We start from the raw sequence: 13,136 nt of genomic DNA on the forward strand, positions 1-13,136 counted from the left end.
CAGCTCGATCAGCACGGGTTGAACCTCGCGCACCACAAACGGCATCGTGACGAAGATGGTGGCCAGCACGATGCCTGGCACGCCGTAGATGATCTTGAAACCGAGGCCTTTCTCCACAAACCCCAGCGCACCCGCCGACCCCCACAGCGCGATCATCGCCACCCCCACGATGACCGGCGAGACCGCGAACGGCAAGTCGACAATCGCCTGCAGGATGCCTCTTCCTCGAAACTTGCTGCGCGCGAGCACCAATGCCGTCGAAACGCCAAACATCACATTCAGTGGCACCACGATGGCCACCACCAGCAGCGACAGATGCAGTGCCGATATCGCCGCGGGCGTAGTCACCCACCCGTAGAACTGACTAAGGCCGGGCCGAAACGTCCGCCATAGGATCACCGATACCGGAGCGATCAGCATCACGAGCACGTAGGCCAATGCCCCGTAGCGGGTGAGATAACGAACCACCGGAGTAGACGTCGTCAACTGGCCGCCTCCTGGCGCTTGACCCGGCGCCCACCCAAGGTCCGCAGGATGAGCAGCACGAAGAACGAAGTCGACAACAGCACAACAGATATGGCGGCAGCCCCGGCGCGGTCATCGTTCTCGATCAACGAGCGTATCCACTGCGACGAGACTTCAGTCTTGCCCGGTACAGCGCCACCGATTGTTATCACCGAGCCGAATTCGCCGATCGCCCGTGCGAAAACCATTCCCGCACCGGACAACAACGCCGGCAGTAGCGACGGCAGCACGATCGAGGTGAATATCTTTCGACCACTGGCGCCCAGCCCCGCCGCGGCCTCCTCGACTTCCCGATCGATCTCCATCAGCACCGGCTGAACGGAGCGCACCACGAACGGCAGCGTGACGAACGTCAGCGCCATCGCCACTCCGGGCGGAGTGTGCTGCAGATGTACACCCACCGGGCTGTTCTTGCCGTACCGGGACAACATCACCCGGCTGGTGACGATCGTCGGTAGCGCGAACGGCAGATCGATGATCGCATCGATCACGCCCTTGCCGACGAAGTCGGCGCGCCCCAACACCCAGGCAACCAGCAGGCCGCAGAAGACGTTGATGACCATGACCGCAGCGGAAATGGTCAGCGTCACCCGGAACGACTCCAGCGCGGCGTGCGACGTGACAGCCAACGAGAAACCCTGCCAGCCGCCACCCGTCGCTTGCCAGGCGATCGCGGCCACCGGTAGCAGCACGATCACCGAAAGCCACACCGTCGTCACGCCGACCCGAAGCGACGCGCCACTCGGCGGGGTGGCCTTGCGCGCAGTCGGCTTCGGCCGATCATCGGTGAAGGGGGGCCGGACCTCAGCGTCGCTGCTTTCGCCCAAAACGGTTTCGGTCATCCGGTGGCCTGCGTGTAAATCCGAGTGATGCTGCCGCTGTTCTTGTCGAAAAGCTGTGGATCCACCTTGCTCCAACCGCCGAGGTCGGCAATCGTCCACAATTTCAGTGGGACCGGAAATTGATCCCGGAAGTCGGCGGCGACAGCCGGATCAACCGGACGAAAACCTGCCCGTGCCCATACCTTCTGCGCTGCGGCTGTGTACTGGAAGTTCTTGAAGGCGGTTGCGGCCGCCAGGTTTGAGCTCGTCGTGACCACCGCCACCGGATTTTCGATTTTGAACGTCTGCGACGGGATGACGTGTTCGATCGACTTGCCTTGCCGCTCAGCACCAATGGCCTCGTTCTCATAGCTGATCAGCACGTCGCCGCTGCCTTCGATGAAGACGTCGGTCGCTATCCGCCCCGAGCCGGGCCGCAATTTGACGTGTTCGCGAACCAACTTGCTGATGAATTCCACACCCGCTTGGCTGTCCCGCCCACCCCGGCTCTTGACCGCGTACGGCGCCAGCAGATTCCACTTGGCCGAACCCGAACTCAGCGGGCTGGGTGTGACGACCTCAATATCGGGGCGTAACAGGTCATCCCAATCCCTGATGTTCTTCGGGTTGCCCTTCCGAACGACCAGCGTGACCACCGACCCGAATGGAATGCCTTTAGTTCCGTCGGTGGCCCAATCTTTGGCAACCTTGCCCGCATTGACCAACCGGGTGATATCGGGTTCGACCGAGAAGTTCACAATATCGGCCGGCTTTCCTTTGACGACGCCGCGGGACTGGTCACCTGAGGCGCCGTATGACGTGATCACCTGGATCCCCTTGCCCTCCTCCGAAGCGTTGAACGCGGGAATCACCTTGCTCCACCCGGGTTCTGGGACCGAGTAGGCAACCAGAGTGATGCTCTCGTTCACATTGGCGGGTCCGTGGCCGCCGAACGCATCGCTGGCTCCTCCCTGACAACCCCCCACGACGCCGGCAACCAGGGCGAGCACGATGGCGAGTCGCCGCCGCGGTGCCTTGCCCGGGTAGCTAAGCATCGTGGCCTTTCGGGTGCGGGGTCTCGGTGATGATGCTGCGGAAAGGCGGTCGGAGCTTAAGGAGGGTTCACCAACTCCAGGCCAAGCCGCACGCGGGCTTGCGGGTCAGCGACAACAGCGCACGATGGCAAAGCGCTCCAGGAGACCGGATGCCGTGTGCATGGCGGGAGCTTAACGCCGCAGCTGGTCAGCAGCATCGCGACGACGAGCCCGCTCGGGACCGACGTCGCGTGCCACCGGGACATCGGTCCGGCCGGGCCACCCGGTCGGCGCAGCGGGTCCGGCACATCGACCCCAGCCCTTTGCCGAACGAGCCGGTCCCCGGCGCAGTCCGCAAACATCCCAGTCGTAACACGGCCGAAATCGGCGATACCGGCGGCGGCACCGGGGGATACCGAATAGCCACAGGTCAACGGCTTCGCAGGGAACGAAGAACGGGTCGAACCGGGCCGACTATCCGTGCGGCGCCCCGAACCCGAGAGCCAAGATCGGCGGGGTGCCTCGCCGCCCGACGAATCGACTCGCGTGTTCGCCGGTGGCTCCGCGGGCGCTCGCGGTAGGCGTGCTCGTGACCCGCGCCGCGTAAAAGTCATGGTGACAAAAAAGCATCGGATGGCTTCCCCGGTGAAGCCGCACCGAGGCGGCGCGACCCTGGCTTCCCGGGCTTCCCGCCGCATAGTCCGTCATCGCGCACCGCTTACAATTCGGCACGAACAGAGGACGGGTCCGGGAAATCAGCGCGTCGACCGTGACGCGGTCCGCTCACCCATCAGTTAGCCCGATAGCGAAGGCAGAAAGCAGCTATGAAAGATTTCCTCGACAAGGTTGCGGTGATCACCGGGGCAGGCTCCGGCATCGGCCGCAGCCTGGCCATCAAGCTTGCCGAGCGGGGCGCGCGGCTGGCGCTCTCGGACGTCGATACCGCCGCTGTCGCCGATACCGCCGGTGCCTGCGAAAAGCTCGGCGCTCACGCGTCGCCGTTCGAGCTCGATGTGGCCGACCGCGGCGCGGTCTACGCACACGCCGAGAAAGTCATGTCCGAGTTCGGAACCGTCAACCTGCTCTTCAACAACGCCGGCGTGGCACTGTCCGCCGACATCGTGGACATGCAGTGGGACGATTTCGAGTGGCTCATGAACATCAACTTCTGGGGTGTCGCACACGGGACCAAAGCATTTCTGCCGCATCTCATCGAGTCGGGGGACGGCCACATCGTCAATGTGTCATCGGTTTTCGGGCTGATGGCGGTCCCCTCGCAAAGTGCGTATAACGCGGCGAAGTTCGCCGTTCGAGGTTTTACCGAGGCGCTGCGCCAGGAGCTTCGGGCTGCCCGGCACCCGGTCGGCGTCACCTGTGTGCATCCGGGAGGTGTCAAGACGAACATTGCGGTCAACGCGCGCGGCGTTCCCGAGGAGGTCGACGTCGAGCTGATCCGCAAGGGATTCCGCCTCATCGCCATCACGCGTCCGGACTCGGCGGCCCGGATCATCTTGCGTGGGGTGGAGAAGAACAAGCCGCGGGTGCTGATCGGTCCCGATGCCAGACTCATCGATGCCGTTCCCCGACTGATCGGTCCGCGCTACGAGGATTTGCTGACGCCGCTCTATCGCCTGGGCCGATCCGGCGCCGAGCGGCTGGGCATTCCGATGTGACCAACGAGTGTTGCCCGATCTTGATTCGCCGTGTTAGACCCTAGGCGTGCCAGAACCCGCCGTGCATGTCCACCGCGACCAGCACATCCTCACCCTCACCATCAACCGCCCGGCCAAGCGCAACGCCTTCAACGCCGAAGTGCTATGCCGACTCAGTGACGCCTGGGACCTGCTCGACGGCGATCCGGAACTGAGGGTCGCAATCCTGACGGGCGCGGATGGGAACTTCTCCGCCGGAGCCGATCTGGATCAACTCGTCGGCGCCATGATCGCCGGCAAGCCCGCGGAGAATGAGTTCGAGGAGCGGGTGCGTCAAGATTTCTCGTTGCTGTACAAGGGCTTTCTCAAGGACCACTACGTCAAGAAGCCGATCGTGGCCGCGGTCGAGGGCTATTGCTATGCCGGCGGCATGGAGATACTGCAGGCCTTCGATATTCGCGTCGCCGCCGAAGATGCTCAGTTGGCTGTCGCCGAGGTCAAGCGCGGCCTCTTCCCGATGAGCGCATCCACCGTTCGGCTGCCTCGGCAGATCCCCTACACGGTTGCGATGGACATGCTGCTCCTCGGTGAGCCCATCTCCGGACAGCGCGCGTACGACATCGGGCTGGTCGGCCATGTGACGCCGCACGGCGGTGCGCTGGCGCGAGCCCGTGAACTCGCCGGGATACTGGCTGCGAACGGACCGCTGGCGGTTCGGAATATCAAGGCCTCGGTGGTCGAGAACTTGGAGAAGACGGAAGCCGAGGCCTTCCCGCGGGAGCAGGAACTCGGCATGGCGGTGATGAACTCCAAAGACGCCAAAGAGGGGCCCCGCGCATTCCTGGAGAAGCGCAGCCCGAACTTCACCGGCGAATAGTTCGTTCCTTTTCCACGGCAGCGCGGGAATGACCGGGAATAACTTACGGGCGGCATCGTCTGTGTACGCGACGTGGGAGGGACTTCAGTGGCTGGGCCGAATGTAGTAACCCAGGCCGGCCGCGATGAGCGGGGCGCGCGACGCTCAGGGTCCGGTGCGAACCGGGCGCTGTTCAGCGGCGTGTTGGCCGTCCTGCTGGCGGCCGGGTGGGCGGCCAACCATTTCGCCGCGTTGCTTCCCGCGATCAGCGGCCAGCGGCATCTCGGCGCGGCCACGCTGGAAGCGATCTTCGGTATCTATGCGCTGGGCCTGCTACCCGGCCTGCTCATCGGCGGGCGCGCATCCGACGCGCTGGGGCGCCGGTCCGTGGCGTGGGCGGGATCGGCGATGGCACTGCTGGGAACGGTGGCGATGCTGCTCTCGCAGGATTCCGCTGTGCTGCTGGTAGGGCGTCTGATCGTAGGCGTCGGTGTGGGGTTTGCCATCAGTTCCTGCACCGCGTGGGCCTCCGACCTGAACGGCCCCGCCGGCGCGGCCATCGCCGGAGCGGTGCTGACCGCAGGCTTTGCGATCGGCCCATTCGTTTCGGGCTTTATCGCCGCAGCCGGACCACCCGGAATTCGAGCGTCCTTCGCGATCGCTGCCGTGATTGTCGTGGTGGCGACGGCCTTCGCCGTGATGGCGGCGCGGCGTGCGACGGTGACCGGGCCGCCACCAGTGGGTAGCTCGAAGCGGCCGACCCCGCCGCGGCATGGAAGCGTGCGGGCATTGAGTTGGGCCATGCCGCTGGCGCCGTGGGTGTTCGCATCGGCGACACTGGCGTTCGTCACGATCCCAACCCGGATACACATCGGGCTGGCGGCGCCGATAGCCGCTGGGACAGCCACGCTGATCGCCAACGGCGCCAGCGGGGTCATTCAAATAGTGGCCCGCGCTCGTCGGTGGGGGCCGCAAGCCGGCACGCTGGGTGCCCTGCTGGCTGGTCTCGGTTATGCGGTGACCGCGGCAGCGCCGTCGACCATGACCCTGAGCCTGGGCCTGCCGCTGCTGGTGGTGCTGGGATGCGCGTCGGGCCTGTGTCTGCGCGAGGGCTTGATCGATCTGGAAGCCGCAGCGCCGCAACACATCCGCGGTGCCCTCACCGGAGCGTTCTACGCGGTGACCTACATCGGCTTCGGCCTGCCGCTGCTGTTGACCGCCGTCGGGTCAGTGCGGCACGCGGCAATCATCCTCGCCGTGATGGCAGTGCTGGCGACGGCGACTGGTGTGGGCCGCGCGGTGCGATTGCGCCGGGATCGCCACCGGCAGAGCTGAGTCCCACCCGTCCTGCCTGACCGGTTGGCCCTGACGGGCGCGAGCGCGCGTATTTGTACAGCGACACGCCGTTACCCCCGTACATTTGCGGCCGCTCGCGGGGCGGCAGTAGGTCGCGGTGTCCGGCGATTCGCGAAAACCTCGGCGTCGGTCGGCCTCGGTACGGAAGGATCCTTGGGCACGGCGCCTCCGACGGGGGCATGAATGCGCCATTTTCTTACTGCGCGGAGGGACGGCGATGGGCCATTACCGGTCGAATGTGCGTGACCTGGAGTTCAACCTGTTCGAGGTTCTCGGCCTCGACACCATTCTCGATTCGGGCGCCTACGGTGATCTGGACACCGCGACGGTGCGGGAGATTCTCCGCGAGGTGGCGCGGCTCTCCGAGGGCCCGATCGCAGAGTCGTTCGTCGACGGCGACCGCAATCCACCACGGTTTCTACCGGCCGAGCACACCATCACGGTGCCGGATTCGGTGCGGCGGTCGGTCGAGGCGCTGAAGGAAGCCGGTTGGCTACGGATCGGGATGTCCGAGGTGATCGGTGGCGTGCCGGCGCCGGCCCCGCTGACCTGGGCGGTCAACGAGATGATGGCCTGCGCGAACCCGGCCACGCAGTGGTACACCACCCCGGTCATGTCACAGGTGCTTGCGCTGGTCGGCACTGAACAGCAAAAGCGCTGGGCGCGAATCGGTTTGGACCGAGGCTGGATGGGCACGATGGCGCTGACCGAGCCCGACGCGGGTTCCGACGTCGGCGCGGGTCGCACCAAGGCGATCCCGCAACCAGATGGCACCTTCCACATAGCGGGGGTGAAGCGGTTCATCTCGGGCGGCGACGTCGGTGACACCGCGGAGAACCAGTTCCACCTGGTACTGGCGCGCCCGGAGGGGGCCGGACCCGGCACGAAGGGACTGAGCCTGTTCTACGTCCCGAAGTACCTGTTCGACCCGGACACGCTGGACCTGCGGGAGCGCAACGGGGTGTTCGCGACTGGGCTGGAAGAGAAGATGGGCCTGAAAGCCTCTCCGACCTGCGAGTTGACGTTCGGCGCGACCGACATCCCCGCGGTCGGGTACCTGGTGGGCGACGTACACAACGGCATCGCCCAGATGTTCAAGGCCATCGAGTACGCGCGGATGATGGTCGGCATCAAGTCCAGCGGGACGCTCTCGACCGCGTATCTGCACGCGCTGGACTACGCCAAGCAGCGGGTGCAGGGCCCCGATCTGACCCGCTTCACCGACAAGTCCGCGCCGCGGGTGGCGATCCTGCGCCACCCGGACGTGCGGCGCAGCCTGATGCTGCAGAAGGCGTATGCCGAAGGCCTGCGCGCGCTGTATATGTACACCGCCGCGCACTCCTACGAATGCGGGGTCGAGTTGGTGCCCGGTGTGGAGGCCGATTTGGCGGCGCGTGTGCAGGATCTGCTGCTGCCGATCATCAAGGGCGTCGGCACCGAGAAGTCCTTCCAATGGATCAACGAAAGCCTGCAAACCTTCGGCGGGTCAGGGTATTTGAAGGATTACCCGATCGAGCAGTACATCCGGGACGCCCGGGTGGACTCGCTCTATGAAGGCACCACCGCGATCCAGTCGCTGGACTTCGTCTTCCGCAAGATCGCACGCGACCAAGGTGTCGCCCTGGCGCACATCGCCGGCAACATCGCCGCATTCATCGACAATCTCACCGGGGACCGGCTCAAGGTGGAGCGCGCACTCCTGCAGGGCGCCCTGTCCGACGTGCAGGCGATGACCGGCACGCTCACCACGTATCTGCTTGCCGCCGCCGACAATCCCACCGAGCTGTACAAGGTCGGGCTGGTGTCCGTGGCGTTCCTGCACGCCGTCGGCGATCTGCTCATCGCGTGGCGGCTGCTGGTGCAGGCCGACATCGCCGCCGCCGCGATCGATGCCGGTTCCGACGACGCGTTCTACCGGGGCAAGTTGGCCGCGGCCTCGTTCTTCGCCAAGACCATGCTGCCGGCGATCTCTGCCACCCGCGCCGTCGTCGAGAACGTCGACACCGACTTGATGGACGTGGGCGACGACGCCTTCTGACCCGGCACGGGCGCCGTCACTCGAAGAGGACGTGCTCCTCGGTCATGAAAATCACCGACCGCGGCAGGTCGAGGAATCGCATCTCATCCTCGATAAGTCGAGCCATCGCCGCTCGCGCGGCCGCGGCATCTTCGGCCTTCACCGTGTTGTCCATCCAAATCTCGGCCACGCCGTCAAACGGCTCGGACGTGCCGCGGCTGGCCCGCAGCCTGTCGGTGTCGGAACCCGCCAGGGTGTGGCTCTGCACGTAGCGGGTCATCGCCGGCAACGCTTCCCGCAGCGACCTGACCAACGGGCCGTGCTGCTCGAGCCAATAACGCTGGAATTCCTCGACGGATAAATCGGCCTTTCTGCGACAACAGAACACGATCTTCAGCATTGGGTTCCTCCCGCGGTTCACCGGTGTCCGGTGTACACATCTCTCATCAGGGGCTTGACGGCCAAGGCCAGGGGTGTTGACACGCCGAGTTCTTGGCCGAGGCTTGCCGCGGCGTCGAGATCTTTTCCGGCGAGCATCTCCACCTGCTCGGCGTAGTCGGGTGGAACCTTGATTCCTGCCGCACGGACTTTCAGCAGCCGCAAAGTCTGCGGTCCCGCGTCGCTGTCTGCCGCCTCGAGTACCTCCAGCAACGTCTGCAGCGAGACATTATTGGCCCGTGCCAGATTGGCCGCCTCATCGACCACAGCCCAAACCCCGTAAGTGATTAGATTGCGGGCGATCTTCACGGTCATTCCCGCCCCGAGCGGTCCGCAGTGCACCACCGCTCTGGCGAAATCCTCGAGCACCGGCCACGCTTTGGCGACAGCATCATCGGGACCGCCGATCATCGCCACGATTCCGTGTTTGGCCGCCTCGTCACCGCGTGTCACTCCGCAGTCCAACAGGGTCGCTCCGCCAGCGGCACACAATTCGGCAAGTTCGCGAACGTCTTCCAACGACACCGTCGACAGCAGAACGACGATCAGCCCCGGACGTGATGCGGCCAAGATCCCGTCGGGGCCGGCGAGGACATCGCGGGCTTGCGCCGCGTTGACTACCGCGACCAGAACGACATCACTGTCGCGCGCCACGTCGCCAGGGCTGTGTTGGGGCGCCGGCACTCCGTCCAGGCCGTCGGCGGCGTCGGGCCGCACATCGAAGACGCTGGGCAGGCGACCCCGGCGAACCATGCTTACGGCCACGCCACCGCCGATCGCGCCCAGTCCGACAATCCCCGCGCGCAGTGCGTCGGCCTCAACATCGCTCGAATTCTCAGCCACGAAACTCCCTAAATCTATTTACTCCGAGATTGATTCACTATCCGGCCGGTCGGCGACCCGGTGACCGCCACAAAGCGCCATGACCTGCGGATTGAGTACCGAAGCAGCATCCCACAGAAGTAGATATGCGTCTAGACAGACGAATACCTTTGCTTGTAGCGTCGGTAGGCCCGAAACAGGAGGTGGTGTATGAGTAGCCGACAACGGCCCTACCGAGTCATCCAGTGGGGCACCGGCTCAGTCGGCAAGGTAATGCTCGCGGCCATTCTCGACCATCGACCTGATCTCGAATTGGTCGGTGTGCGAGTGTATTCCGACGACAAAGACGGAGCGGACGTCGGCACGCTGCTGGGACGCGATCCCGTCGGTGTTCGTGCGACCATCGACCCGGCGGCCGTGCTCGAAGTCGAGGCCGACTGCGTGCTCTACACCCCCCGCGATCCCAGCATCGCGGATGTCTGCGCCCTGCTGGCCAGTGGCAAGAATGTCGTCACAACCGCTTTTCTGTTCCACCCGAAGCGAATTGACGCGGCCGACCGTGACCGGTTGGCCGCCGCGTGCAGACAAGGCGGCACCAGCGTGCATGGCACAGGCATCAATCCGGGCAATCTGTCCGCGGTGTTGCCGTTGGCGTTGACCGGCATGAGCCGCACGGTCGACAAGATCACCCTGCAGGAGCGTGCCGACTGGTCGGTGTATGAGAGCACGTCGATCACGTTCGACAACATGGGCTTCGGTCAGCCTGTGGACGCCATCAGCCCGACCGCCACTAGATCCTTGGCGTTCACCAGCGCATTGTTCGTGGAACAGGTTTGGTTCCTGGCCGATGCGCTGCGCGCCGACATCGACGAAATCACCACAAGCTTCACCCGGGCGGCCACGCTCGAAGAGCACGTTCGCTCCGCCAGCGTGGCCACCGCGATGCAGGCCCTCAACGCGGTACCGGCGGTGTGTGAGGCGCCACCCGGGTTCGCCTCCGCGGCCTCGCTACCACTCATCCGCAGCTACGCAGGCTTCGGCAACGTTTAATCAAAGGGGCCGGCCGAGTGCGATCTCGGTGGGTATGTCGTGCTTGGAAACCCCACCCTGCCAATAGAAAGCGGTGGGTGCGCCGTTGGCGTCGACGACCAGCCCGATCGTTCCGGTGCCCAGGCCCGTCTCGCCTTTGTGGCGGGTATCGAGGGCATGGGGGCTCACCGTCGAATCCGCCACCTGCGCCAGCCACTCGCTATTGCGTGCCGAATTAGGTTTCGGGGCGGCCAGCACCACCATCACGTGTCCGGTGTCCCCGGTGGTGGAGTCCTCGGTCGCCTGCCAGGCGATGAGGTCCCCGGGCGCGAGGTTGTCGACACGAGTCAGCCCCTGCCAGCCGGGGACAGATTGGCCCACCGCGCTGTGCAGGTAACGCTCGATGTCGCCGGCCAGCGGACGCTTCGAGGTACTCGTCGGCAATGCCTTCGCGTCGTCGGGCAGCACTCGGCCCAACGCGTAATCGACCATTCCCGAACAGTCGTAGAAGAACTTCCCGACGGCCTCGTCGACCGAGGTGGTGTGCTGGTAGTGCGTCTCCTTCATCGCCGACAACTCGCGCTGGACCTCGCCGAGCAGCTTTTCAGGCCCGGCTCCACTGGCTCCCGCCGGCGCAGACGAGGGCGGACTCGATGCGGACGAAGCCGCGTGCGGACCGGTGCGGCCACTGGCGCACCCGGTGAAAACCAGCCCAGCCAGCACCAGACAGACCGACAGCGCCTTGATCGCCTGCGGTCGGACCTCGATCATCGTTGTCTCCCCCGGGCGGGTAGTTGCCGCCCGTCTCCCGACCGTAGTTCTCCGAAGCACCATCGGGGAAGCTGATGCCAACCGGGCCGGGCCGTAGGCTGAACGGGTCAGCCGACGAGCCCTGAACTGAACGGAAATCAAATGTCGATTGCTCAACGTGAACGGGCCGCCGTCGTGGACACCCTGCGCAGTATCGGGCCGGACGCGCCCACCCTGTGCGAAGGATGGAGCACCCGCGACTTGGCCGCTCACCTGGTGATCCGGGAGCGTCGCCCCGACGCGGCGCCCGGCATCCTCATCCCGTTCTTGGCGGGTCGCACCGCCAAGGTGCAGCACGACGTGGCCGAGCACACCGACTGGAATGTGTTGCTGGACAAGATCGCATCCGGTCCGCCGCTCTACTCGCCGCTCAAACTGGTCGACCCCGTCGCCAATGTCGCCGAATACTTCATCCACCACGAGGACGTGCGCCGCGCGCAGCCGGGCTGGCAGCCGCGCGTGCTCGAACCCGCTCTGGTCAGCATGCTGCGCCGCACCCTGCCGCTGATGGGCCGGATGACATTGGCCAAGGTCCCGGCCCGGGTGGCGTTGCGCAGCACCGACGGCAAGACCTTGCTGACCGTCGGCCGCGGTCCGGCCGTGACAGTGACCGGTGAGCCCCAGGAACTGCTGCTGTTCTCCATGGGACGACAGGCCCAGGTCGAGTTCGCCGGCGATGCGGCGGCGGTACAGTCAGTCCGCGACGCACCCAAGGGTCTATAGGAGCCCCAGCAGTTCTGCCAGCTGTGCGGCCGAATACCGGCCCGGCCCAACGCCGTTCACCACCGCCGCACGTGCTGCGCGCGCCAACGCCGCATTGATCGGTGCTTCGATGCCGTGCCGGTGGGCGAGCCGGACGACCTCCCCGTTGAGGAAATCGGTCTCCACGTTGCCGGTGTTGCGGCTCAACGACTGCCAGGTGGAGTTGCTCGGTCCGGTATTCCATCCGGGTACCGGACGTATGGTCGGTCCGTCGGCCCGCGCCGCCGTGGATGTCTCGAAGGGGACGAAGTCGATTCCCGCCTGGCGCAGCACCTTTTCGCCCTCACTGTGCAGGGCGGCCACCACCTCGCGCGCGGCTGCCGGATCGGCGGTCAGGGCGCCGACGGCATTGCCGAGGTTGCTCAGTAACTTGTTGTACTTCCAGGGCGCGACGTCGTCCGGAGTACGCACCCGGATCCCCGCGGCGCTCCACGTCGCGGCCACCTCCGCCAGCAGCTCAGCGTCGGCCTGCGTGCTGATCGACGCGGGCCACCGCCCGATGTGAAACTGGCCGATCACCGGCCACGATCGCACGATCACCTCACCGGGTTCGAGGTGCACCGCGGGCAACCAGACGCAGACACCGAAGACCCGGCGGAAATAGCGCAGCGCTTTCTCCTCTGCGGCAACACCATTGAGGGCGGTCATCGCCGGCAACAGCTCACCCGCCGTCCCGACGACGCCGTCCGCGCCGTGCACCGGCTGATCGACCCATTCCTGCAGTGCCGCATCGAGTTGCTGCGTCTTGGTCGCGAACACCAGCACGTCGCGCGGGGTCAACCGGACCTGCTCGGTCGCCGACGCGGTGGTCACCTGGGTGCGGAAGGTGCCGTCGGGCGTTCTCAACGTCATGCCCGCCGCCGCCAGGACCTCGGCGTGGCGCCCCCGTGCAACCAGCACCGTGGTTATACCGGCCCTCGTCAGCACAGTGCCCACGGTTCCGCCGATAGCACCGGCGCCGATGATCACGTACCGGTGTTCGCCTCGAGGGGATATTGCCGTTTCCAACGTCGC

12 protein-coding genes and 1 pseudogene are annotated in these 13,136 nt (G+C 65.6%); 6 read left to right on the forward strand and 7 right to left on the reverse strand.

The window, feature by feature from the left end; all coding sequences use genetic code 11:
* The 3 genes and pseudogenes from VML93_RS04665 to VML93_RS04675 all read right to left on the reverse strand — a co-directional run.
* Nucleotides 1–486 (reverse strand): annotated as a pseudogene (locus VML93_RS04665) (sulfate ABC transporter); the annotation flags it as partial.
* A complete protein-coding gene (gene cysT, locus VML93_RS04670; protein ID WP_325608163.1) occupies nucleotides 483–1,367 on the reverse strand; it encodes a sulfate ABC transporter permease subunit CysT in 885 nt (294 codons plus the stop codon). The pseudogene VML93_RS04665 and the gene cysT, both read right to left, overlap by 4 nt.
* Nucleotides 1,364–2,401 (reverse strand): sulfate ABC transporter substrate-binding protein, encoded by a 1,038-nt coding sequence (locus VML93_RS04675; RefSeq protein WP_325608165.1) that lies wholly within the window; start codon nucleotides 2,399–2,401, stop codon nucleotides 1,364–1,366. Before VML93_RS04675 ends, cysT begins: the two co-directional genes overlap by 4 nt.
* An 803-nt stretch (nucleotides 2,402–3,204) precedes the next feature.
* Here VML93_RS04675 and VML93_RS04680 point away from each other — a divergent pair.
* The 4 genes from VML93_RS04680 (at nucleotide 3,205) to VML93_RS04695 (ending at nucleotide 8,282) form a co-directional block, all read left to right on the forward strand.
* Nucleotides 3,205–4,053, forward strand: a complete 849-nt coding sequence (locus VML93_RS04680) for an SDR family oxidoreductase (protein WP_325608167.1) — start codon at nucleotides 3,205–3,207, stop codon at nucleotides 4,051–4,053.
* A 46-nt stretch (nucleotides 4,054–4,099) separates the two neighbouring features.
* Nucleotides 4,100–4,909, forward strand: coding sequence for an enoyl-CoA hydratase-related protein (locus VML93_RS04685; protein WP_325608169.1), 810 nt, complete (start codon nucleotides 4,100–4,102; stop codon nucleotides 4,907–4,909).
* 87 nt (nucleotides 4,910–4,996) lie between these two features.
* Nucleotides 4,997–6,223: an MFS transporter gene (locus VML93_RS04690; protein WP_325608171.1), complete on the forward strand. Its 1,227-nt coding sequence runs from the start codon at nucleotides 4,997–4,999 to the stop codon at nucleotides 6,221–6,223.
* A 238-nt stretch (nucleotides 6,224–6,461) separates the two neighbouring features.
* On the forward strand, nucleotides 6,462–8,282 hold the full coding sequence (locus VML93_RS04695) for an acyl-CoA dehydrogenase (RefSeq protein ID WP_325608173.1): 1,821 nt from the start codon (nucleotides 6,462–6,464) through the stop codon (nucleotides 8,280–8,282).
* A gap of 16 nt (nucleotides 8,283–8,298) precedes the next feature.
* Here VML93_RS04695 and VML93_RS04700 read toward each other — a convergent pair whose 3' ends face one another.
* Complete coding sequence (locus VML93_RS04700; RefSeq protein ID WP_325608175.1) at nucleotides 8,299–8,661, reverse strand: EthD domain-containing protein; 363 nt, start codon at nucleotides 8,659–8,661, stop codon at nucleotides 8,299–8,301.
* 17 nt (nucleotides 8,662–8,678) lie between these two features.
* Nucleotides 8,679–9,542 (reverse strand): NAD(P)-dependent oxidoreductase, encoded by an 864-nt coding sequence (locus VML93_RS04705; protein ID WP_325608177.1) that lies wholly within the window; start codon nucleotides 9,540–9,542, stop codon nucleotides 8,679–8,681.
* Nucleotides 9,543–9,794: 252 nt separating this feature from the next.
* On the opposite strand from VML93_RS04705, the gene VML93_RS04710 reads away from it, so the two are divergent.
* Entirely contained in the window at nucleotides 9,795–10,571 is a 777-nt protein-coding gene (locus VML93_RS04710) for a hypothetical protein (RefSeq protein ID WP_414686279.1), read from the forward strand.
* On the opposite strand, the gene VML93_RS04715 is transcribed toward VML93_RS04710, so the two are convergent.
* Nucleotides 10,572–11,321 carry a hypothetical protein gene (locus VML93_RS04715; RefSeq protein ID WP_325608182.1) on the reverse strand — a complete coding sequence of 250 codons (750 nt, stop codon included), beginning with the start codon at nucleotides 11,319–11,321 and terminating at the stop codon, nucleotides 10,572–10,574.
* Between the two features lie 141 nt (nucleotides 11,322–11,462).
* Here VML93_RS04715 and VML93_RS04720 point away from each other — a divergent pair, with 141 nt between their 5' ends.
* Entirely contained in the window at nucleotides 11,463–12,083 is a 621-nt protein-coding gene (locus tag VML93_RS04720; RefSeq protein WP_325608184.1) for a TIGR03085 family metal-binding protein, read from the forward strand.
* On the opposite strand, the gene VML93_RS04725 is transcribed toward VML93_RS04720, so the two are convergent.
* On the reverse strand, nucleotides 12,078–13,091 hold the full coding sequence (locus tag VML93_RS04725; RefSeq protein ID WP_325608186.1) for a ketopantoate reductase family protein: 1,014 nt from the start codon (nucleotides 13,089–13,091) through the stop codon (nucleotides 12,078–12,080). The genes VML93_RS04720 and VML93_RS04725 overlap by 6 nt on opposite strands.
* Between the last annotated feature and the right edge of the window lie 45 nt (nucleotides 13,092–13,136).

Origin of the sequence: Mycobacterium sp., assembly GCF_035499775.1 — a bacterium.
Taxonomy (GTDB): Bacteria; Actinomycetota; Actinomycetes; order Mycobacteriales; family Mycobacteriaceae; genus Mycobacterium.